The organism is Paenibacillus sp. PK1-4R (assembly GCF_030369595.1).
Classification (GTDB): domain Bacteria; phylum Bacillota; class Bacilli; order Paenibacillales; family Paenibacillaceae; genus Paenibacillus.
In genome coordinates this window covers 2,059,799-2,084,052 of the sequence record NZ_CP126535.1, presented here as the reverse complement: position 1 = coordinate 2,084,052, position 24,254 = coordinate 2,059,799, and the positions used below count along the sequence as shown (strand labels likewise).

16 protein-coding genes are annotated in these 24,254 nt (G+C 46.2%); 5 read left to right on the top strand and 11 right to left on the bottom strand.

From position 1 onward, the window contains the following. Window positions 1-65: 65 nt before the first annotated feature. A complete protein-coding gene (gene yhbH, locus QNO02_RS09100) occupies window positions 66-1,235 on the top strand; it encodes a sporulation protein YhbH (protein ID WP_036609998.1) in 1,170 nt (389 codons plus the stop codon). Next, complete coding sequence (locus QNO02_RS09095) at window positions 1,232-2,668, top strand: SpoVR family protein (RefSeq protein WP_289391852.1); 1,437 nt, start codon at window positions 1,232-1,234, stop codon at window positions 2,666-2,668. Before yhbH ends, QNO02_RS09095 begins: the two co-directional genes overlap by 4 nt. A 138-nt stretch (window positions 2,669-2,806) precedes the next feature. On the opposite strand, the gene QNO02_RS09090 is transcribed toward QNO02_RS09095, so the two are convergent. The 5 genes from QNO02_RS09090 to QNO02_RS09070 all read right to left on the bottom strand — a co-directional run bounded on the left by QNO02_RS09090 (window position 2,807) and on the right by QNO02_RS09070 (window position 12,921). After that, window positions 2,807-5,287 (bottom strand): EAL domain-containing protein, encoded by a 2,481-nt coding sequence (locus tag QNO02_RS09090; RefSeq protein ID WP_289391851.1) that lies wholly within the window; start codon window positions 5,285-5,287, stop codon window positions 2,807-2,809. A 266-nt stretch (window positions 5,288-5,553) separates the two neighbouring features. Beyond that, entirely contained in the window at window positions 5,554-8,376 is a 2,823-nt protein-coding gene (locus tag QNO02_RS09085) for an endo-1,4-beta-xylanase (protein ID WP_289391850.1), read from the bottom strand. Between the two features lie 264 nt (window positions 8,377-8,640). Further along, entirely contained in the window at window positions 8,641-9,645 is a 1,005-nt protein-coding gene (locus QNO02_RS09080) for a LacI family DNA-binding transcriptional regulator (protein ID WP_091032684.1), read from the bottom strand. 128 nt (window positions 9,646-9,773) lie between these two features. Next, on the bottom strand, window positions 9,774-10,781 hold the full coding sequence (locus QNO02_RS09075) for a globin-coupled sensor protein (RefSeq protein WP_289391849.1): 1,008 nt from the start codon (window positions 10,779-10,781) through the stop codon (window positions 9,774-9,776). Window positions 10,782-11,025: 244 nt separating this feature from the next. Next, window positions 11,026-12,921 (bottom strand): PrkA family serine protein kinase, encoded by a 1,896-nt coding sequence (locus QNO02_RS09070; RefSeq protein ID WP_036610009.1) that lies wholly within the window; start codon window positions 12,919-12,921, stop codon window positions 11,026-11,028. A gap of 361 nt (window positions 12,922-13,282) precedes the next feature. Between QNO02_RS09070 and QNO02_RS09065 the strand changes: the two genes are divergently transcribed. Beyond that, window positions 13,283-14,128: a DUF2161 domain-containing phosphodiesterase gene (locus tag QNO02_RS09065; RefSeq protein WP_289391848.1), complete on the top strand. Its 846-nt coding sequence runs from the start codon at window positions 13,283-13,285 to the stop codon at window positions 14,126-14,128. A gap of 109 nt (window positions 14,129-14,237) precedes the next feature. On the opposite strand, the gene QNO02_RS09060 is transcribed toward QNO02_RS09065, so the two are convergent. The 3 genes from QNO02_RS09060 to QNO02_RS09050 form a co-directional block, all read right to left on the bottom strand. Beyond that, a complete protein-coding gene (locus QNO02_RS09060) occupies window positions 14,238-14,864 on the bottom strand; it encodes an FMN-dependent NADH-azoreductase (RefSeq protein ID WP_091032692.1) in 627 nt (208 codons plus the stop codon). A 190-nt stretch (window positions 14,865-15,054) separates the two neighbouring features. Next, window positions 15,055-16,278, bottom strand: a complete 1,224-nt coding sequence (locus tag QNO02_RS09055; RefSeq protein WP_091032695.1) for an aminotransferase-like domain-containing protein — start codon at window positions 16,276-16,278, stop codon at window positions 15,055-15,057. 136 nt (window positions 16,279-16,414) lie between these two features. Next, window positions 16,415-17,071 (bottom strand): response regulator transcription factor, encoded by a 657-nt coding sequence (locus QNO02_RS09050; protein WP_133384146.1) that lies wholly within the window; start codon window positions 17,069-17,071, stop codon window positions 16,415-16,417. 439 nt (window positions 17,072-17,510) lie between these two features. On the opposite strand from QNO02_RS09050, the gene QNO02_RS09045 reads away from it, so the two are divergent. Together QNO02_RS09045 and QNO02_RS09040 are read left to right on the top strand one after the other, a co-directional pair. Further along, on the top strand, window positions 17,511-17,921 hold the full coding sequence (locus QNO02_RS09045; protein ID WP_017689578.1) for a uroporphyrinogen-III C-methyltransferase: 411 nt from the start codon (window positions 17,511-17,513) through the stop codon (window positions 17,919-17,921). Beyond that, window positions 17,918-18,982: a phosphodiester glycosidase family protein gene (locus QNO02_RS09040; protein WP_091032697.1), complete on the top strand. Its 1,065-nt coding sequence runs from the start codon at window positions 17,918-17,920 to the stop codon at window positions 18,980-18,982. Before QNO02_RS09045 ends, QNO02_RS09040 begins: the two co-directional genes overlap by 4 nt. 298 nt (window positions 18,983-19,280) lie before the next feature. Here the strand turns inward: QNO02_RS09040 and QNO02_RS09035 are convergent, their stop codons facing one another. From QNO02_RS09035 to QNO02_RS09025, 3 genes are all read right to left on the bottom strand, one after another. Further along, on the bottom strand, window positions 19,281-20,297 hold the full coding sequence (locus QNO02_RS09035) for a LacI family DNA-binding transcriptional regulator (RefSeq protein WP_133384145.1): 1,017 nt from the start codon (window positions 20,295-20,297) through the stop codon (window positions 19,281-19,283). 77 nt (window positions 20,298-20,374) lie between these two features. Continuing rightward, complete coding sequence (bglX, locus tag QNO02_RS09030; RefSeq protein WP_289391847.1) at window positions 20,375-22,540, bottom strand: beta-glucosidase BglX; 2,166 nt, start codon at window positions 22,538-22,540, stop codon at window positions 20,375-20,377. A 98-nt stretch (window positions 22,541-22,638) separates the two neighbouring features. Then, window positions 22,639-24,234 carry a type 2 periplasmic-binding domain-containing protein gene (locus QNO02_RS09025; protein ID WP_289391846.1) on the bottom strand — a complete coding sequence of 532 codons (1,596 nt, stop codon included), beginning with the start codon at window positions 24,232-24,234 and terminating at the stop codon, window positions 22,639-22,641. Window positions 24,235-24,254 lie beyond the last annotated feature (20 nt).

Genomic DNA, 24,254 nt, shown 5'->3' with positions numbered 1-24,254 from the left:
GCCCGTGAATATACTTAATTACCGACAGGCCAAACTGTGCCGCGTAATCAATGGGGGGTGCCTACATGTCAAATTCACACCAGCCTTACTCGTTCGTCGTGTCGAAGGAAGATTGGTCGCTTCACCGCAAAGGGTACCAGGACCAACAGCGCCATCAGCAAAAGGTGAAAGATGTCATCAAGCAGAATCTGCCTGATCTGATTACGGAAGAAAACATCATCATGTCTGATGGAAAACAAATCATCAAGGTACCAATCCGCAGTCTGGATGAGTACCGTTTTGTGTATAACTACCAGAAGCAAAAACATGTCGGTCAGGGAGACGGTGACAGTCAGGTCGGAGACGTCATCGGTCGTGATCCATCTGCTTCGCAGAAACCCGGCAAAGGTGAAAAAGCTGGCGATCAGCCTGGTCATGATATTGTGGAAGCCGAAGTTAGTATTGAGGAACTGGAAGATATGCTCTTCGCTGAGCTGGAATTACCCGATCTGAAGCAGAAAGATAAAGACCTGATTGAGACACATACGGTAGTTTTCAACGATATTCGCAAAAAAGGGATGCAGTCCAATATTGACAAGAAACGTACCATTCTGGAGAATCTGCGTCGTAATGCAACGACCGGTACGCCAGGCATCCATCACATCAGTCCGGATGACCTGCGCTACAAGACGTGGGAAGACAAAATCATTCCACAATCCAATGCCGTTATTATTGCCATGATGGATACATCCGGGTCCATGGGTTCGTTTGAGAAATACTGCGCGCGCAGCTTTTTCTTCTGGATGACTCGTTTTCTACGCCGTCAGTATGAGAAAGTTGAGATTGTTTTCCTCGCCCATCATACGGAAGCCAAGGAAGTAACCGAAGAAGAGTTCTTTACCCGTGGCGAGAGCGGAGGCACCATCTGCTCCTCTGTATATATGAAGGCACTGGATATTATTGACAGTCGGTATCCACCTTCCAGCTACAACATTTACCCTTTCCACTTCTCTGACGGGGATAATCTGACCTCGGATAACGAACGGTGTGTGAAGCTGATCGGTGAGTTAATGAAGCGTAGCAATATGTTTGGATACGGCGAAGTAAATCAGTACAACCGCAGCAGTACACTGATGTCGGCTTATCGTCATATCAAGATGGATCAGTTCATGTATTATGTGATCAAAGAAAAAGGCGAAGTGTACAAAGCTTTGCGCAGCTTTTTCCAGAAACGGGAAGGAGGCAGCGTTAGATGACAGATGAGATCCGCGACCTAGAATACGCTATTGCCGAGATTATGGAGATTGCCAATGGTTTTGGTCTGGACTATTACCCCATGCGGTACGAAATCTGCCCATCGGATATTATTTATACATTTGGAGCCTACGGCATGCCGACCAGATTCAGCCACTGGAGCTTTGGCAAAACATTTCATAAGATGAAAATGCAATACGATTTTGGACTCAGCAAAATTTATGAGCTTGTCATCAACTCCAACCCTTGTTATGCCTTCCTGCTGGATGGCAATTCCCTGATTCAGAACAAATTGATCGTAGCCCACGTATTGGCACACTGCGATTTTTTCAAAAACAATGCCCGCTTCTCCAAATCCAACCGGAATATGGTCGAAAGTATGGCCGCTACGGCGGACCGAATCAGCAATTATGAGATGGAGTATGGTACCGAAGCGGTTGAAGCCTTTATCGATGCCGTAATCGCGATTCAGGAACATGTGGACCCACAACTCATTAAACCCCGTCATTTGGACAAACAACGCTATATGGAGATGAAAATGCGGGAGCAGCGCGGTGAGAAAGCACCACGGCCGGAAGGTCGCTATGATGATCTGTGGTCACTTGATGACGTGCAGACCGAAGAAGCACCCGCCGAAGGTATTCAGGTTCATCACTTTCCACCTGAACCGGAGAAGGATATCATGTGGTTTATTCAGGAGTTCTCGGAAGTGTTGACCGACTGGCAGCGGGATATCATGAGTATGATGCGTGAAGAGATGTTATATTTCTGGCCACAGATGGAAACCAAAATCATGAACGAAGGCTGGGCCTCCTACTGGCATCAACGCATTATCCGTGAACTGGATCTGAACAGTGAGGATACGATCGAATTTGCCAAACTCAACTCCTCCGTGGTGCAGCCATCGAAACAAAGTCTGAATCCGTATTATTTGGGACTGAAGATTTTCGAGGATATTGAACGGCGCTGGGATAACCCAACCCGTGAAGAACAGGAACGTTGGGGCCGTAAACCGGGGCAAGGTCGTGCCAAAATGTTCGAGGTGCGTGAATTCGATTCCGATACCTCCTTTATCCGCAATTACATGACCAAGCAATTAACCGAGGATCTCGACCTCTACGTATTTGAGAAAAAAGGCCCGGACTGGAAAATCACCGACAAGTCTTGGGAGAACATACGGGATCAGCTCGTATTTTCACGTGTCAACGGGGGCTCCCCTTACTTAGTCGTGCAAGATGCTGACTATCTTCGGACCGGTGAACTCGTGCTCAAACACCAATATGAGGGCATCGAGCTGGATCTGAAATATATGGAACGCACCCTGCCTTATCTGTATCGCCTCTGGGGACGTACCGTACATGTGGAGACACGTGTCGAGGATAAACCAATCTGGTTTACGTATGATGGTAAGAAACACCACCGCAAGTTTTTGTGAGGTTGTAAATTATCCTATTTGAAACTAAAATATAAATGCTCTTATCATGAGTGAGATTAGTGATTAATAAAAGATAAGACCTAAAAAAGCGGCAAGTTCCCGACATACACGGGAACTTGCCGCTTGGCATACATAAAATTAGGATGGTACCGGCGGTGTACCATTACCCTGCAATCGCAGCGGAACAAAAAAATCATGCTCCACTTCACTTGCTGGCAGTGGACGACTGAAATAATACCCCTGTATCTCCCGGCAATCATTCTGCATCAGAATATCCAGTTGGCCTTTCGTCTCAATGCCTTCCGCAATGACTTCCATCTTGAGATTCTGTGCCATCGATATAATGGTCGCCACAATGGCTTGATCACTGTGACTCTCTGTAATGTCCGTCACGAATGAACGATCAATCTTGAGTTTGTGAATCGGGAAATGCTTCAGATAACTCAGTGAACTGTATCCCGTACCGAAATCATCCAAGCTGATCTTGACACCCAGTGCTGTCAGTTCATTCAGAATCGCCGTAGATACCGTTGCATCCATCATCATGCTCTCTGTTATTTCCAGCTCCAGATATCGGGACTCAAGCCCTGTCTCTAAGAGTGCGTTCTTGACCTGTTCTACCAAGTTGGATTGGTGGAACTGCTGGCTGGACAAGTTAACCGATACCGGAATGAGCGGTCCGCCACTGGCGTGCCAGAGCTTCATCTGTCTGCAAGCTTCCCGCAGCGTCCAGTTGCCAATCTCATAGATCATGCCTGTCTCTTCTGCAAGCGGGATAAACACATTGGGTGCGAGCAGACCTTTGAGTGGATGATTCCAACGAATAAGAGCCTCCACACCAATCATGCGGCTATCCTCGGTACGAATCTGTGGTTGATAGTATAGGACCATCTCATCGCGTTCCAAAGCTTTACGAAGATAACCCTCCAGCTCAATGCGTTCATATAGTTCGGAATCCAGTTGGGCAGTGTAGAATTGGAAGCCATTTTTGCCGTTTTTCTTCACTTCATACATGGCGGAGTCCGCATGTTTCAGCAAAGCATCCACGCCCACTCCATGATCCGGATACATCGCAATCCCAATGCTGGCGGTCACATAAAAATCATTTTCCTTCAGTCGATAAGGTAACTGAATGGCTTCAACAATCTGTTTTGCAAGTTCTGCCACTCTTACTTCTGTCGCTTGATCCTGGGTCACAACGAGTGTGAACTCGTCACCGCCCATCCGGGCCAGCATGACATTCTCCATAGCCAAGGGATCAGAAGCTTCTATGGCTTTCATGATCCGGCTGCTGACTTCTCTTAGAAATACATCTCCAATGGAATGTCCCAGCGAGTCATTAATCATCTTGAAACGATCTATATCCATCACCATAACGGCAAAAGAATTCCCTTTTTCTGCTGAATCGTGAATCGTACAAGCCAGCACATCATCCAACTTGCGCCGATTGGGCAACCCCGTCAACGGATCATGCAAAGCTTGGTGACGAATCTTCTCCTGAGCCTGTTTCTCCTCCGTAACGTCTTTGATCAAAATGTGACTTCCCACATGTCTGTCATCAATGACAACAGGAACTACAACAATACTAAGGTCCAGAAGTTCACCCTGCACGTCTCTCATTTTGGCCATGTAGTGCGCCTGCTCCAGCCCATGATCATTCCAATCGATGGAATCAAATTCACTTATCCACTGGATATCGATTTGCTGAGCGATCTCATCAATGGAACGATCCATGACCCCTTTTTCAGGATATCCGGTGATTGTTGTTACAGCAGCATTAATCCCTTTGACAATACCTTCCTTATTCACTGAAATAATAGCATCCGAATGGTTATGATACAGGGCCTGATACCATTGCTCATTCTCATGAATCCGCCGATCTTTCTGTGACATTCGCTGATTGATAAATATGCCAAACAACGTCAAGCCCAAAGCAATAAATGTGCCCGATGCGATCAAGTAGGCGAGAATGCCTGGCTCAATCTGCATACCTGAACTTGCCATCGAGCCATGTGAGTGATGGAAATGTGCGGCTGACATCCCGGTATAATGCATGCCAGAGATTCCAATACCCATAATGAGACCGCTGCCCATCTTGTAAACCCAGGTATGTCTTGATTGATGATAACGGAAGAAAAACATAAGCCACAATGCTGCAAAGGAAGCAAGCGCTGCAATCAGAATGGATAACACCACTCTGCCTGGTTCATACGTAACCGGAGTTGACATCGCTGCCATTCCCACATAATGCATCGAGCTGATCCCCGCTGTCATCAGCACTCCAGCAATCATGAGCTTGCTTATCCTGCCCGATTGTCTACCCGCAATGTTCAAGGCCACCCCCGATGCGACAATAGCAAGTAGAACAGATAAAACAACCTTACCGGTGGAATAGGAGACTTGCGTAGGCAGAACAAAAGCCAGCATACCTACGAAATGCATGGACCAGATTCCCAACCCCATCGAGACTGCTCCGCAGGTAAGCCATACATTTCGCGCCATCCCGCTGGCCTGACTTACACGGCCTGCAAGGTCGAGGGCTGCGTATGAAGCTAACGATGCAATAATATAGGATAAAATAACAAGTTCTAAGTTGTACGTACCATGTAGGTGCTCCACTCACTCTGTCCTTTCAACCGGGAAATGCCTTGTATGTATGCAAAAATGTAAAAAAGAAGCGAGTGCGCTGTCTGGATGACAGGCACTCCCTCCGCATCATTTGACTCGTGACCACAGACTTAGTTTGAAGCCGTTGTCATACATTGGAACCCGTTTATTTGAATGTATATAGTCTAAACGTCCCAGCATTTAAAATCAACACTTATTTCCAGATATACGATGTCGAATAGCTAACATTCTCATATTCTAATTTACAACTGAATATTCTATTTGCGAGTCAGTAACAGACTGCCAAAACCGGAAGTATCTTGATAAGAATTACCTGATGAATCACTCCAGATGGACACACTGCTTCGCTTGCCATCCCCCGCGCCATCGTCATTTACTTGCAGATCAAATCCAATCCATCTTTGGCCTTCAGCACGAACGCTATCTAGTGGGATTGCCACTTCAACTGTATACCCTCCGCTTGTTAATCGGGTAGCTGATTCGAAACTTTCTTTCCGTGCATTTCCTCCAAAAGAAGCCTCATTATCAAAATTAACCCGGTACTGGGCGTCATCCTCCTGATAGAATGTTGTCTGATCTTTGCTCGGGTCGATAAAAATCTCGATCGAATCCTGCTCATGTGCATTAGAACTTAATTTGCTTCGCAAGGGATCCTTCACATCTGCCAATACGTACAGGTATTTCTCATCCCATAACAGTTGTGCAGTCGCCGTTGCACCTGAGTTTCCGACCACCCAGACATCCGTTTCAATAGATGCAGCCTTTTTCCAGACGTTATCCTTTTTTGCATCAATGACAGGTTTGCCATAAGTGACCTTGGTTTGTTTCAAGACAGAACCGAGCTTCAGTTTGCCCCGGTTGGCTGGTTTGTCGGGCTGCTGATTGGAAATATCATTCCAAACAATGGTCGCTGTCTTTCCAGCAGCATGTTCATCCGTAATCCTAAAATCCAGAGACAAGACCTGGCCTTCGGTAAGTAAAGCAGCTGACATAGGCAGTGATGCGTATACAACATACCCGGTTTTTGTCTCCTGTACGTTGTAAGTATTTTTATCTTTGCCTTTACCGCCATCCCGTTTAAATGTATATTGACCATTTGCAGACGACGGATTTTTCTTCTTGGCAGACAGATCAGCTTCAGAAGTTGCAGCGCCTGTCCCCTTGACTTCTTCCGCGAGGAAAACCTGCACCTGATCCCCTTTGCGACGTGTGGTATCCTTCACTTCCACTCGTAAATTCACCTTTTTGGCATCCCACATCATACGAGCCTCACCCGTAACCGCAGATGTACCATCTGCCAGATGATTAATTTCAAGTCCTTTCACAGCACCCCAAAGAATATCTTCCTGTCCTTTGTGATTCGGGAAAGAAGGGCTGGCCTTCAGTGCTGTCCATTCATTACGATAGATCGGAAGAGTGGTAGCATCCACCAGTGCCCAATAGGCCGGTTTCGCTTTCAATTTACGATCAAACAGCAACGGTGCATCTTTGCGTCCTTTGACTGGATGATTGTCAAGCCATGTACCATCATCCGCAAGTCCCCAGACCGTAACACTGTCCATTACACCGCGTTTTCCTAACTCGTCGAACAGGTCGAACAGTTCACGATAACGATAAGCCTGTTGCAGCATTAATTCATCTGTGACAGGCATCTCCAGTTCAGAATTACTTGAATAGATCGAAACGTCCAGCTCTGTAACCTGTACATTCACACCAAGAGCGATCACTTTCTCAAAAGCCTCACGAATGAGCTTTACATCCGGTCCGTACATGGATACATGCATCTGGAATCCAACCGCATCAATCGGTGTTCCTTTAGCAAGCAGCTTCTCTACAAGCTTCACCATATCATTCAGCTTGTTTCCATTGCCCTCCATTCCATAGTCATTAATCACCAATACCGCATCAGGGTCAGCCTCGCGTGCATATCGGAAAGCCAGCTCAATGTAATCACTGTCATCTCCGTCGCCATCCACATCCCCAATAATATCTTTCCACTTGGAATTACTGGCCCCATTCCGCAAGCCGCCTCCGTCTGAGATGACTTCATTGACGACATCCCATGTATGAACCTTTCCTTTGTAACGAGTCACGATGGTCTGAATATGAGTTTTCATCCGTGCAAGCAACTGTTCCCGCGTGGCAGGTTTTGAAGCATCATTCGGATCGGTAAAGAACCAGTCCGGCACCTGACTATGCCATAACAGCGTATGACCTCTTACCTCCATGTCATTTGCTTCGGCGAAGTTCACCAGACGATCCGCCTCTGACCAGACAAACTGCCCTTCCTTTGGTTGCATCGCATCCATTTTCATAAAATTGCCCGCTGTAATACTATTAAAATGTTTCGTTAACAACTGGGAATGTGGATCTTCTGCATCCAGTGCAGACTGGTCGATTGCCGCTCCCATTGCATAGTGTTGTCCCACAACATCCACTAGATTCGGAATGTTTGGCTCTATTTCAATTTTTTCGGCTTCCGTAATCAGAACATCATCCACGTAAAATGTAATTGTATCCGCCGGCGTCACTTCCGCTGACGTCTTCCAAGGTGTCTCTGCATACATGCGGAATCCAGTGATGCCGCTATTTTCACCAGGGATCACCACATCTGCCTCGATTTTTTTCCACTGTCCCTTGTTCAGAGTTGCAGAGGCAAACGTAGCATATTCACGACTTGAAGCATCGTTATTGTACTCTTTCTCAAGCGAACCGTTAATGACCTGACTGTCCGGTCCTTCATCGTACATGGCCCAAAACGAAATATGAACCGTGCTGCCCTTTTGTACATGGTCTATTACTTCAATTAAGGGTCCATGGAACGTTTCGGTACGGGAAGAGGTTCTCAGGCTGCGTGTACTGTCGTGACCTACTTGCGTTACGATATCTAGCTTTTCACTCGCACGTGGACGCCATTGTCCCAACACACCATCTTCAAAATTAGCCTCAAACAGTACTTCATCATCGCCAGTCTTAACGTCCGCTGCCGAAACATGTGTCCCTCCTGTTCCCACACTTGGGAACAAACTGAAGATCAATACAGCCGACAAGCACAAGCTCCACCATTTTCTCAAATGCATCCGATCTCCTCCTTGTTGGTTGGTTGTGAAGAGTAACCTTTGTTCTGTCATGCGCCAGCCCTTTACAAGATCGTTGTGCAGGATTGGATAGACGTTATTCAATAGAAATTGAAAGCACTTTCATTATACGATTGCCAGCGAACTTTGTTTACCCGTTAAACTATAGGACTTGCACCACTCCATAAACCATATGTTTCCAAATGAGATATAGAACGACAAAAAGCACAGCTTATTAGCTGTGCTTCGTGTAAACATCTTTACTATTTAGGCTTTTAAGGGTGCTGTCGTCTGACGAATGACCAGATTGGAAGGTTCCGTCACCACAGGAGGAGAATAAGATGGATTCTCGATCATGGCAATCAGATATTCGATGGACTTAATGCCGATGGAATAGATATTCTGATTCACCGTGGTCAACCCCGGTTTGAATACCTCAGCATAATACGTGTTATCGAACCCGACAACCGAGATATCTTCTGGTACACTCAGTCCATGCTTTTCAATTTCATGAATCGCACCAAACGCAGACATGTCTGATGCACAGACAATTCCCGTTGGTTGATCCTGAAGTGCCAGCAATCGTCGGGCAGCCTTGCTTCCTCCGTCGAAGGAATAATCGCAGATCTCCAGATATACCGTAGAATACGGGATGCCGCATTCTCGCAGCCCTTCCCGATATCCTTCCAATCGCAGATTGGCTACGGCAGGTCCAAGTGTCCCTGAGATATAGGCAATTTTGCGGTGCCCAAGCTCATGCAGATGTTTGACACCCATCGAGATCCCGTTCGCGTTATCCGTAGTAATGTAACCGGCACGCTTGCCCAACATGTCCGTATCGATAAACATCGTTGGAATCTCTGCATCCACCAGTTCCTGAATACTCGCGTTTTCTCTGCCTTCCCCGAATACCACAACCCCATCCACATTACGACTACGGCAATGTTTGATGAACGAGTACGCCGGATCATCAAATCGAGTAGACAACCGGACCAGATCATATCCACTGTTCTCCAGCGCTGTTTTGATCCCTTCCAGCAACTCCGACACAAAAGGGTTCGTAAACGGAACCGTTAACAGCACTCCCACCGTCCATGAACGGCGTTTGACAAGTCCACGTGCGACCACATTGGGTTGATATTTCAATAATTCGATGGCTATATTGACTTTTTTGCGTGTTTTTTCACTTACATCAGGATAATCGTTTATCACTTTGGAAACGGTTGCAACAGATACTCCCGCTTCCTTGGCTACATCATGGATAGAAGCCATCTGATCACCTCAACCTCTTTCAAATCCCCTGTCTCCGGCTGCTTTTCTATAACATCGGCAGGTTTGTCTACCCATTATAGCTTAAAACAGCCTGAAACGGTATGGAAGGTTCCTAATGCTTTTAAGCTCTATTCCTGCTGTTCCAGATTCTTCAAATCCAGAGACAGTTTCTCCATTGTTGTTGCAAATACAGCGAGTTCAGCCGAGCGTGAAGCTTGGCTACGTGCTCCGCGAGAGGTATGATCTGACTCCTGCTGCACACTGCTCAGTTTCTTCATGATCTGCTCCAGATTAGACTGAATTTTACCCTGGGCATCCCGAGAACTGGCTGCAAGCTTGCGCACCTCACTGGCAACCACTTCGAAGCCACGTCCGAACTCTCCTGCATGAGCAGCTTCAATCGCTGCATTCAGACCGACAAGATGACTCTGATCCGATATCTCCCGAATGAGTTCACCCATTTTTCCGATCTGCTGGATCTCCCCTGTTAATTCCGTGAGCAGAACTTGAGCCTGATCCTGAGAAGCCGCTGTTTCTTTGGCTACACTCGATATAGCCATTGCACTCTCATTTAATTCACTAATCATGCCTGTAAGCTCTTGGGTAATCTGCGTAATCGCCTGCAACGTATGTTGTTGGTCATCGGCAAGCTGATGTAACTTTTCTTTTTCTTTCTTCTCATAGGCTTCAAGGACAAGCTGTGAATCCAGATTAAACATTTTGCTGAGCGCCTGAATGACAAGATGCCAGGAATCAGGGATAACCTGTTGGAATATGCTCGTTGCAATATCTAGGTAGACCATATAGGTGCCCAGATAATAATCTTCGGACAGGCCAATACGGGAATGCACAAGCCCAATTGCAATCCGTTGCTCAATATATGCGTCGTCCACGATTCCATCCGTCATCGATAACCAGTACATCTTCTGTGTTTCTTTTAGACGATCAATGGTAGAGAATCGAGCGATCAGATCTACCAATTCAGGATAATTTCCCACATGATTGTAGAAATGATCTACCACTTCATTAACGACTTTTTTAAAAACAGGCCGATGATCGGCAAGCAGTTTTAGATCCTCTGCGGTTAATCCCATGTAATCAAGTTGCTTCTGTCTTGTTGCGGAAATACTGCTCATATCTGGTTCAGTCAGCTCCTTAATAAACACTAAATTACTTTAAATTGTAAATATATGTATTGATTATAGACTAAAATACCTAAATATACATATACCATTAGAACTAATTCTCTTTAAAATTAACCTTATTTGTCAGCTTTTTTAGATTAATATGACCTTCATGTAATTAAAAAGGCCCTGACCCTGCTGTGAAGGAGCCTCACAACAGGCATCAGGAGCCTGATCCGGAATGGTTCGTTGCCGATTAGCGGTTAAGAAGACTGCCCACATAACGTAACAGTTCATTCGCGCTGGCTGCGGTGTATCCATGTTCCTCAATTAAGCGTTTAATGACTTCATTCATACGTTTCAATTGTGTTGCATCCGGTGTTTTGGTTGAGGTTGTGATCTTGACGATGTCTTTCAGATCGGTGAACAACTTCTTCTCAATCGCTTCACGCAAACGGTCATGACTGCTGTATTCGAACTTGCGCTCCTTGCGGGAGTATGCCGAGATTCGGATCAGAATCTCTTCTCTGAACGCTTTCTTTGCATTCTCGGAGATCCCGATCTGTTCCTCAATGGATCGCATTAGACGCTCATCCGGGTCCATCTCTTCATCCGTGAGCGGGTCACGAATCTTGGACCAGTTGCAGAATGCTTCAATATTATCGAGGTAATTCTCGAATAACGTTCTTGCGGATTCCTCGAATGAGTACACAAAGGCTTTCTGCACTTCCTTCTTGGCCAGTTCATCATACTCCTTACGTGCAAGAGCAATGAAGTTCAGATAACGCTCCCGCTCTTCCTTTGTAATCGAGGCATGTTGGTCCAGACCGTCTTTGATGGCCCGCAGAATGTCCAACGCGTTAATGCACTGAAGATTTTGCTTGATCAAAGCACTGGAGATCCGGTTAATAACATACCGTGGATCAATGCCGGACATCCCTTCATCCAAATACTCATTTTGCATCTCGCGCAGATCGGCTTCTTTATAACCTTCTACTTCCTCACCGTCATACATGCGCATCTTTTTAACGAGATCCATGCCTTGTTTCTTCGTTTCCTTCAAGCGGGTAAGTATCGAAAAAATGGCTGCAGTCCGCAGTGCATGCGGTGCAATATGAACATGCTTCATGTCACTTTGCTGAATGAGCTTGGCATAGATTTTCTCTTCCTCGGACACTTTCAGATTGTACGGAATCGGCATGACAATCATCCGGGATTGCAGTGCCTCATTCTTCTTGTTGGAGATAAAAGATTTATACTCCGATTCATTTGTATGCGCCACAATCATTTCATCCGCACTGATTAAGGCGAAGCGTCCTGCTTTGAAGTTCCCTTCCTGCGTGAGCGACAGGAGATTCCACAGGAATTTCTCATCACATTTCAACATCTCCTGGAACTCCATCAACCCACGGTTCGCCTTGTTCAACTCCCCATCAAAACGATAGGCACGTGGATCGGATTCGGAACCAAACTCGGTAATGGTGGAGAAGTCGATACTACCCGTCAGATCGGCAATATCCTGTGATTTCGGATCGGATGGACTGAACGTTCCTATCCCCACCCGATTATCTTCGGAAACAATGACCCGTTCCACCGGCACCTTGCTGATATCACCACCATATTCGGTACGGAGTCTCATCTGGCAGGATGGGCAAAGGTTACCCTCAATACGGACTCCAATTTCCTTTTCCACTTCAGGACGAAGCTCCAGTGGAATCAGATGCAGCGGTTCCTCATGCATCGGGCATCCATCAATGGCGTATATGGCACCTTTCTCTGTCCGTGAGAACTGTTCAAGCCCCCGCTTCAGCAGCGTCACCAGCGTTGATTTCCCTCCACTTACGGGACCCATCAGGAGCAAAATCCGTTTACGTACATCCAGACGACGTGCTGCCGAGTGGAAGTATTCTTCAACCAACTTTTCAATCGAACGATCCAGTCCAAAGATCTCCTGTTCAAAAAACTTGTACCGCTTATGCCCACCTACTTCTTCTACGCCAAACGATTCAATCATCTCATACACTCTGGCGTGAGCCGTCATTGCCGGAGTCGGGTCCTCTCTCAGCAGTGCAATATAATCTTCAAATGTTCCGTTCCATGTCAAACGGTCACTCTCTGCCCGATGTTCCGCAACGCGTTCAAAAATATTCATGCTTGGTACCTCCCATGGCTCCTTTAGTGTGATTGTCAACCATTCCGAATGGTATGAAGAAATCAATAGAATTGCGGCTCCTGCTTGAATACCAATCTTGCGGTCCTGTGTAGTCCCGCCACCCTCTGTCCAAACGTCTTGTTTTGTTGTGAAAAGTGTATTACATACCTATGCGGCAATTCGGATAAGTTGACCTCTTTTTTTCAATCAACTGCTTCGAATTTTGGCTTTTCCCTGTTCTATCAGACATCTTGTGCCTTCAGAAAAAAAAGAACGAATATGATATAATGAGGGTTCTAAATTCAGGAAACCGGACAACACATGGTCAGAGACAGGCCACTTCTGGAAAGGAGCACGGACGATGGCAGTGAAATACGAAACCGAATTATATTCGCCTGTGAAGGCTTTCTTCGAGCAGCGTGGCTTCGACGTCAAGGCGGAAGTCAGACATTGTGACCTCGTCGGAGTCAGATCGGACCAGGACGAACCACTCATTGTGGAGATGAAAAAAACTTTTAACCTCTCCCTGTTGTTACAGGGTATGCAGCGCTTGAAGCTTAGCCCGTTCGTGTATCTGGCCGTCGAGCGCAATCGCAGTAAACGCGGAGCCGTGAACCAACGCTGGAGCGAACTGACCGCACTATGCAGACAACTCGGTCTGGGGCTGCTGACTGTCACATTTTACAAAACCAAAGCTCCCCTGATTGATGTACTGTGCGAACCTTCCGCTCAGACGCCCCGTACTAGCGCCAGTCAAGTTGCCCGCAAAAGCGGTGTTCGGCGGAAACGATTGCTCAAGGAATTCGATGAACGCAGCGGAGACTACAATACGGGAGGTAGCACACGAAGACAGCTGGTCACAGCATATCGTGAGAAGGCTTTGCGTGTCGCATCCGCTCTACGGACGAACGGAGAAGCCTCACCGGCCAACCTTGCCAGACAGACAGGTGTAGGTTCTGCAGCGGCGATTCTGCAAAAAAATTATTATGGCTGGTTTGAACGCCTCTCCCGCGGAAAGTATATTCTGACAATTAAGGGAGTACAGGCGTTAACCGAGCATGCACACATGCTTGAGGATAATGATATGATTGAACGAACCATTAATGAACTCGATGTAACGTATTCTGTATCTGGTGATAATAAGGACGACCTTGCACACATCGCTGAAGCAGCGGAGTTTTACTTGAAAAATACAGGCAAGATCTGAGCCGAATCATCTGAAGTAACGGATGTGAAAAAATGAGAATGCAAAAAACACCTGTAATCTCCACTGGAGACTACAGGTGTTTTGATGTGTTCTATATAGAAGATTGTTATTAGAATTTTACTGCTACTTCGGAAGCCAATTTCAGACCTGCAGTAACGATTTCTTCAGCACGATCTGCAGAAGCGTTATGTCCTTCAACGATAACCAATTCAGGGTTTTGAATGCCCCAGAAAGCCAATACGTTAGTTACATATTTAACAGACATTTCAACAGAAGCCATTGGCTCTACGGAATAAACGCCACCACGTGCGTTCAGCAATGCCACTTTTTTGTCGCCTACGAGACCTACAGGGCCTTCAGCTGTGTATTTAAACATTTTACCAGCTTGGCTCAGGTAGGAGATGTAGTTTACCAGTGGAGCCGGAACAGTGAAGTTCCAGAGTGGGAATGCAAATACCACTTTGTCTGCTGCCAAAAATTGATCTTGCAGTTGTGCAGCAAGCGCTGCAGCTTTTTGCTCTTCAGCAGTTGCTTCAATGCCGTTTGCTGCTTTATAGCCACCTGTAATTACAGTGTTGCCATAGTAAGGAATATCTGTATTGTAGAGATCCAGCTCAGTAACTGTGTCACCTGGGTGGGACTCTTTGTATGCGCTCAAGAATGCATCGTACAATTTAACGCTGACTGCTTGATCTGCAGGACGGTCATTTGCTTTTACGAATAAAATATTAGACATGTTGAATTTTCCCCCGTTAAATAAAATATATGAGTGCTTTTTCTGAACTGGCCACCATTGTAGCTTATATAAAGAAACCAACAACTCATTAATACATATTATATATAAAAATGTTAGTGGATGCAATAACGTAATCACTTTGGTCATGAACCAATTTTAATTTTTGCTACAATCTATTTGTTGATCTGACTTAGCTACGAGCCGTAAATTCGGAAATGGCTTCACTGATCAGGTTCATGCCAAGCAGCAATTCATCCCGGCCTGGATGGCTAAAGTTCAATCGAATGTAACGTTGATCCTGTACACCTGTGGAGCATAGCGATCCAGGAAGAAAAGATACACCTTTGGGCAAAGCCGCCTTAAGCAGAGCGCCACTATCCAAACCTTCAGGCAACTGTACCCACAGATACATTCCGCCCTGAGGGATGTTGTACTGACACCCTTTCCAGCCCGGTCTCTTCAACAGTTCAAGCATCAGTTTGAGTCTTGTCTTATACTCCCTATTCAACATGGATAGGTGATCACTCCAACGAAAAGGGGAATGGGCAAGCAATTGATACAACAGCCGCTGATTCATCGGACTGGACTGACCATCTGCAATTCGTTTAACCGAGGCCATTGCCTGAATCAGCGCAGGATGTCCAGCAGCCCATCCGGTTCGAAGAGCGGGCGCTACTGTTTTGCTGAATGAACCAATGTAGAGAACATGTCCACCCTGATCGGCAGTATCCAGTGCAAAGAGTGAAGGATATTTACGATAGAATTCCGTTGGCTCAAGGCCATCGAAATGGAGCTCTCCGTAAGAATCATCTTCCACAAGCAGTACACCATAGCGCGAACACAGCTCAAGGACAGCCTCCCGCCGCTCCATACTCCACAAAGCACCGGTCGGATTCGAGAAACTGGGTGCAGCAAAAAGCAGCTTCGGTCTAACCTGCTGCATGTGTTGCTCCAAAAGGTCTGGCAGTATGCCGTCCCGATCACCCATTACGGGCACAATCTTGGCTCCTTGCATCTCCAATACCTCAAGACAGCCTGGAGATGTGGGATGTTCAACCAGTACAGAATCTCCTGGCTCAAGCAATAGACGCATCACCAGATCGATGGCCTGCTGGGTACCAGTGGTCAACAGAATCTGCTCGGGTACCGTTCGTATGCCTTTGCGTGCATTCCAGTCTTTGTTCAACCACTCTCTTAGGGGCGTGTAGCCTGCTGGCTCTCCATATTGCAATGCGGAGGGGCCTGAACTAAAGACAGACACGGCTGCTTCTTCCAACAATTTGAAAGGAAACAACTCCTCCGCAGGCAATTCTTCTGCCAGAGAAATGAAATAATCCCTGCCAGACATCTCACGTATATCCCTCAGTGGTGATGACAAAAGCCTGTTGGTACGGGAAGCAAAGAAATATTTCATCGATCCGTTCCCCTTTCGTCCCTATTCCGAAACTGTAATCGCAGTCCGCAGCCCTACAACCTATTCCTGCGCGCCATCGAATATGACCGGATGCATACAGAACTGTTGTGATCATGGGAAGAACAAACCTGTTTCGTCAGGATCCCGTCTTCACTTGTCTTGCATACAAGGCATAACGTTCAATGGCCTGTGCTCTACTGCTTACTTCCAGCTTCACGTATATTTTACGCAGGTAATTATCAATGGAACGTCTGCTAACGTTGATCTCATTCGCTATTTTATCATAGGTTACACCCTGAACAATTCTTTCCATGATAAAAGTTTCGGTTTCTGTTAATTCAATGACACGTGCTTCTGTCGGAGACTCCACAGGTTGCGCCCACTCCGCACTGTTTAACCACGACAATGGAATGGACACATGGCCCTCACGTAATCCAGAGATCAGATGAATCAGCTGGCTAGGGGAAGCCTGTTTGGATAACATGCCGCTTGCACCAAGGCTCATCAGATGACGAAACAGCTTCACATTGTCTTCATCCGTCAAAATGATGATGTGACTGTGAGCTGACAGATTCTTCATCTGGGCAATATATTGATCTGCCTGGCCCTCTGGAAGACGATAATCCATGAGAATCAGATCAGGCTGGTGAATATTCACCAGATCGAGCCCTTCTGTTCCGGTCGAAGTCATGCCACGTACCGTCAGATCTTGCTGCTCTTCCAAAATCAATTTTGTACCGAGCATGCTGGTGGGGTGGATATCTATGATGACCACCTGCCATACTTTTTTCATTGTTGTTCCCCCTGTTATGTATTGGACAAATAACTTCTAGCTTCTATCATGATATTTCCATTGTCTATGCGACAGTCCGAGTATAGAAGAAGCATAGGTCGGATTATGTCGAAAAACAGAAAAATACAGGAGGCAGCCGATAAAAAAGCTCTATTTTCACTGTATTTTGTTATAAAAACACCATGACGTCCATCTTCCCATCCCCGGAAAGGTCAAAATATAGTATAAATTTCCTGCATTTCTATCTAAAAAAGTCGAAAAACCTGCCCAAAGTTCCTACTTATTGCATCTATAAGAAATTGTATCCTAGGACTTCCTTCCGATGCAATCTCTTTTTACTCTATTAAGTAAAGAATTTCATTTTTGCGTAATCAATAGGGGCATGATAGAATGAGGACTGGAAATTTTTTTGTACCTATTAATGACCAGGAGTGATGATATGAAACCATCTGCCCCGTCCTCTGACATCCATCACACCCGGAGCGCCAAAGGCAAGGCTGGATCTTCAATCAAGCTGTTTCTGGTAATGTGGATTGTCCTCATTGCACTAGGAGTCGTTGGAACCTACTATTATAGTAACCATCTCCAACAACAGATGATTAACCAGCTTCAAGCCCATAATCAGCAGCAGATTGCAGCGCTAAAAACCGACTACGAAAATCAGCTAACAACGATATCTAAGGAAGTAGAAGACCTGCAGGGACAGGTTCAATCCTTCAATGAATTGCTGACTTTCACCAAGGATAATGCAAGTGACAAAACGGATAACAGCAACAAACTGTATACCCAGCTGAGCGAAGTCAAAAAACAACTGGAGACACTCCAGAAAAAGATGGACCTGCTCAAATGATTACACCCGTCAAACAGGTTAATCGTTTTTTTATGCTTGCACTCGCTCCTTTTGTTGGATTGATATTATGCCTGCTGCTGCTTCGTCCTCCACTTGAACCCGGAGGTTTGATGCCTACCGAACTGTCAGAGGATACGATTACACCCCGGACCCAAGCAATTAGCCAAGAGCTTGCGGGGGCAAAAGATGCTGCTGTCCAGACTTCTTCTTCTATTAAAAGAACGACACAGCTCTATAATAAAACAACAAGTACGATGTCTACACTTGTGCAGAAGGCTTCCGCCCAAGCGGATCGTCCGGAAACGATCTACAACAAACGGATTTCATCCAAGCTTGGCGTTCCATTTGAACGGGTAGACAGTGACCGGCTAACGATTGAAATGTACAGAGTGAATCCTGGCAGCTATAAGGGCTATGCCATGAAGATCAAGTTAAAAGACCCTACGGCCATGCAGATGGCTCTAGACAGTGAACCTGGGCGTTCTGAGACGACCATGCAGGCTGTGAAGCGTAACGGCGCAATTGCCGGGATCAACGCAGGTGGATTTGCTGACAGTGGAGGCAAACGTTATCCACTTAGCACAACCGTCATGGACGGGAAATACGTGAACGGTTTCCAGGCCAGTTTCAAAGATCTGTTTTTTGTAGGACTTAATGATGCCGGCAAACTGGTTGGAGGCAAGTTCTTTGACAAAAACTCACTGGATCGCCTGCAACCACAATTTGGAGCTACGTTTGTACCCGTGCTGTTACAGAATGGACGTAAAACCGCAATTCCCGACAAATGGAAAGTATCACCAAAACGAGCACCACGTACAGTCATTGGCAATTATAAGGATGATCAGTTATTGATTATTGTAGTTGACGGATATAATGAGGGCGGAAGTTCCGGTGCTACCCTTGAAGAGTTGCAAGGGCGGTTGTACAAGCTTGGGGTGATCGACGCCTATAATCTGGATGGCGGTGGATCATCCTCGCTTATTCTGAATAATCGGGTCGTGAATAACCCTTCAGATGGCAGCCTCAGACCGGTGCCCACACACTTTTTATTTTACAAATAATAGGGTGAAGCATTTCTTTTCTACCTATAATGGTTATAATAGAAGAAAATGAGCTTGTGCAGGAGGTGCGAAGGGCATGTCATTTTCACTGACATTCTGGATTATTGCAATTGTATTGACTCTCTTCATTACAGGCATTCTCACTTCATCCTACAACAATGACAAAACAAAAGGCTTGTAAAGGCCAAGCCTCTCTCCGGAGAGGCTTTTTCTATTGCTTCATCCTCGAAATAGCAAGAGACAAGGCTTAAAAGAATGATTCGATTCTTCTAAGCCTTGTCTCTTGCTGTATTCGGGATCAATAGCTAACCGCCCGGTCATTCCGCATAGATATAACCGAATCAGACGAAATAGGCCCACTCACCGACCCACCCTCAACTAATGTCACATAAATTCGTTCATGATCAACGGGTTCTCCAGCAATAATTTTGATCAATTGTTCAGCAGCGAGCGATCCCCACTTGCGTTTGGAATAATCAATGCTTGCCAGTCTCGGCTGGACGTATTTGCTCAATTCAATATTGTCGAATCCGATGACGTCAATCTCCTGACCAACGCCAAGTGTACTGTCTGCCAGACGATCACACAAGCCAATAGCCATCTCATCATTGAGGCAGAATACCGCTGCGGGTCCATCATACACCTGCACAATCTGATCTGCGGCTTGTTCTCCACCACTCTTTTCAAAATCTCCCGTAATCTCAATCCATTCCACATCGGCTTCACGTTCAGCAACCTGTCTCACAGCCTTTAACCGCTGCACAGAGTCAAACGAACCTTCCGGTCCTGTAACCACGTAGATTTTCTTATGTCCCTGTTCAATAAGATGTTCCATCGCAAGTGTTGCCCCGGCCTTATTATCCAGCAGAACCTGATTAATGTTGGGATGATCCATCTCACGGTCCAATACAACGATTTTGTGCCCACGATCGGCATACTGCATTAGTTCCTCACTTGCAAACGTATGATCCAGAATGATCGCACCATCAATCATCCTCTCTGGAAGCATGCGATGGGATTGTTTACCACTGCACACGATCAGGTCATAACCTTGAGCATTACATACGGCTTTCATGCCACTCAGCAAGTCTCCGTACACATCTCCTCTAAAATCGGTCAAGAATACACCTAGAATTTTGGATTCCCTCTTCTTCAGTGTTCTTGCTGCGGCATTTGGAACATAGTTCAGTTCTTTGGCAATGGCCAAAATTTTGGAACTCGTCTCATCGGTCACTTTGTTGCTGCCATTCAGCGCATATGACACAGTAGAGATGGAAACTCCCGCCTGTTTGGCGATATCCTTGATACTGACCACATTCTTCGCTCCCCTGTTATGTTTATCAGGCCTTTCATAACAAAAGGCCTGACACATTACTCTTTCCATTCACCGGATTAAACAAGTCTGAATGATTTCTTCTGAGTATCCCGACTGTTTGCACCCACAAGAATATGGAACTCGCCTCGATCACTGCGGTGGCTTAAGTCGGAATGGTGATAACGAAGCTGTTCTTCATTTAACGTAAACGTGGCTGTACCACTCTCGCCTGGCGCCAGTGCAAGCTTCACATATCCTTTCAGCTCACGCATCGGACGAACGACTTCACCTGTTACATCACGAACGTACAACTGAACGGTCTCCACACCTGCACGGTCACCCGTGTTTGTAACACGTACCTGGATGCTCAGGGACTCATCTGCAGTCATCTCATTACTTGAGACTTCAAGATCACCATAAGAGAACGAAGTGTATGAGAGACCATAACCGAACGGAAGCAAAGGTTCATTCGGGCTGTCAATGTATTTGGATACGTAACGTTCTTCCGTCTTCTCCGGGTTCAGTGGACGACCTGTATTGAAATGGTTGTAATAGACCGGAATCTGACCTACGGACTGCGGGAAGGACATCGTCAGACGTGCGGATGGATTCACTACACCTGTCAGAACATCTGCGATCGCTGCTCCGCCTTCACTACCTGGGAACCAGGCTTCAAGAACGGCATCCGATTCATCGATTACACCATGCAGATCCAATGGACGGCCGTTGAAAATAACGGTGGCAATCGGTTTGCCGGCTGCTTTGAGCTGTTTGATTAATTCCAATTGGGCTGCTGGCAGACGGATATCCGTGCGTGAGCCACCTTCTCCGCTCATCTCAGAGTCTTCACCCAGAGCGAGAACAATCAGATCTGCTTTGCTTGCCACTTCCAGGGCTTCGGCAATCTGCTCAGCTGTAATCGTATGAACATTACTGCCTTGAGCAAATTGAACTTTTCCACCTGTCAGGCGTTCTTGCAGAGCTGTTCCCAACTTAACTGCATCTTCCTTAACTCCTTCACAGGACCACCAACCCAGAATGTCAGGACTCTGTGCAAAAGGACCAATGAGGGCTACATTAGCGTCAGGTTGAAGTGGAAGCACACTGTCATCATTCTTCAACAGGACAGCTGATTTTGTTGCCAGTTCGTACGATACCTGACGGTGCTCTTTGGAGAACACAATCTCACGTTCACGTTCAGGATCAGCTGCACGCAGCGGATTGTCGAACAATCCCAGCTTTTCTTTCAGTTGCAAAATTCGCAGAACGGCTTCATCAATGAGCTCTTCTTCCACTTCACCGCTCTCAATCAGCTCAGGCAAATGATGAACATAACAAGGTGTCATCATCTCCATATCTACCCCTGCACGAATGGCACGATATGCCGCTTCACGATCATCTTGTGCAGCACCATGTGCAATCATCTCGCGAATGGAAGCCCAATCCGAGATTAATACACCATCAAAGCCCCACTCGTCACGCAAAATGCCGCGCATTAACTTCTCATTGCCACTTGCCGGAATACCGTCAACCGTATTGAACGAAGTCATGACCATCTCCACGCCCGCATCCAATGCTGCTTTGTATGCTGGCAAATAGTACTCACGCAGGTTACGCTCAGACATGTCCACCGTATTGTAATCCCGACCACCCTCAGCCGCCCCATACGCCGCAAAGTGTTTAACACAGGCTGCAAGACGATCTGGCTCATCCTTCAAGTTATCACCCTGATATCCACGTACAAACGCAGCCGCAAACAAACTGTTCAGATAAGGGTCTTCTCCTGTCGTTTCCATCACACGGCCCCAGCGCGGGTCACGAACCAGATCCACCATGGGTGCAAAGGTAACATGCAAACCGGATACAGCTGATTCACGTGCTGCAATTTCAGCACTTTTCTCAGCCAGTTCTGTGTCCCATGAACAACCGATCGCCAATGGAATCGGGAAAATGGTTTTGAATCCATGAACTACGTCAGCCATGAACAAAAGCGGAATGCCCAAACGGCTTTTGTTCATATAAGCTTGCTGTACATCAATGATGGCCTGCGCACCGGACAACCCCAGAATGGACCCACTGGCATCCACGGACTGCTCCGTAATTCCCATCTCTTCCATCGGCCCTGTGATCTGACCTTCGACATTTGTTCCTTCATAAAAGTTGGCAGTCAACTGAAGAAGCTGAGCTGTTTTTTCCTCCAACGTCATCTGTTTTACCAGATCTAGCAACTGCTCGTTATTCATCTGATCGTATCCTCCACTATAAGTTGTTGAAATAAAGAACCCGGCTGCGTTCGGGGAGAGACCGCGCACCGGGTTCAAAATGAATTACTGAATGATTACTAGAATTTATCGTTTAGCTCATCCAGATAAGGTTGAACCAGGGACATTTTACTGTTTACCCATTCTTTCCAGTTCGCCTCTAGATCTCCGTTTTTGAGGATCAAGTTGGCATATTCGTTCTGGTAGTCGAATGAAGCCTGACTCTTAGCTTTGGAATCGTACAGGTTGACATCCCAATCGTATGGTGCAAGCGATTTGCCTTCTGTACCAAGTTTTGCTTTTTCTTCGAACAATTTCACGGCTCTATCACGGTAATCTTTTTTGATTGCAGGGTTTACAACACTGAAGTCGTCACCGAGCAGGTACAGACCTTCGAAACGTGCTGGGTATTTATCTTCCAATACCGTTCCTTCTGGCAACAAGCTAACAAGTTCGTTGTTTTCATCATATTTCCAATCGGTTCCTTCAAAGCCCATGTTGATGAGCAACTGTCCTTCTTTTGTTGCGGAGTAATCGATCAGATCCATGATCCGTTCGAATTTCTCGTCACTGATGTCCGGATTGAAGATCAATGCCGACCAGAAGTTGGCTTGCTCCATGTTACGGTATTTACCGTCATCGCCTACTACGATTGCTGTGTGTACCAGTTCATCACTATCTACACCCAGATTTTTTTTCATATCGGAATCCAGACCTTGTCTGTACGAAGCCAGTCCGCCCAGACTTGTTACAGCAGCTGTACCTGTTACTTTGAAGTTGTTTTGACCTTCATTGTTTTTCCATGTGTAGAACTCAGGATTGAGCAGTCCATCTTTATAGGCTTTTTGCATCAATTTAAGTCCTGTCAGCGTTTCAGGATCTGCTGGTCCCCAGTGGAATTGGCCATCTTCACCTTTGTAGAACGGAGAGTCAGTCATGGCATGCACACTGTTAGGCATAATCATGTTTGTCATGGCATCTGCCGCATTGTAGGACAGAGGTACAAGTTTGTTACCCACTTTGCCTGGATCTTTTTCTTTCACTAGCGCAGCATATTCGTTCAATTCGGTTGTTGTATAAGCATCTTTCAGTTCAAAACCAACCGCTTCAGCCCAGTCTTTACGAAGCGCAATGACACCAATTTGGTTCGTCAGTGGGTCAGCCGGTTTGTTCTCGAAATAGATTGGTCTAGGCAGGACATATGTTCCACCCGTCAATTCTTCCAATTTGTCTCCAAGACCCGTCAAATTGTAAGCTGCTGCCACGTTAGGCCAGCGTTCTTTCCAGTCATCCGGGAATTTGTAGAACAAACCTTGTTCAATACTGTTAATGGCATCGCCATGTACGTAGTTCCATACCGCTACATCCGGCAAGTCGCCAGAGTTGATCCACAGACGAAGCTTCTCGCCCCATGAATCCCAATCGATATAGTTGTAGTCCCAAGTTACATTGAATTTGTCTGTCCAGAACTTGTGGAAGTCATTATCCAGGTTCCCGTTTTTGATTTCTGTCAGGTTAGCTACAGAGATGGTCAGGTTGTCTTTGTAATTTCCCTCTGCATCTTTTTCGTTACCACCTGAAGCTCCTTGGCTGGAACAAGCGGTCACCATCAGCATAACTACACTAAGCGTGATGGCAAAGAGAGCTCGTACTGACAACTTTTTGTTCGTTTTCATGTTTTACCCCCATGTTTTTA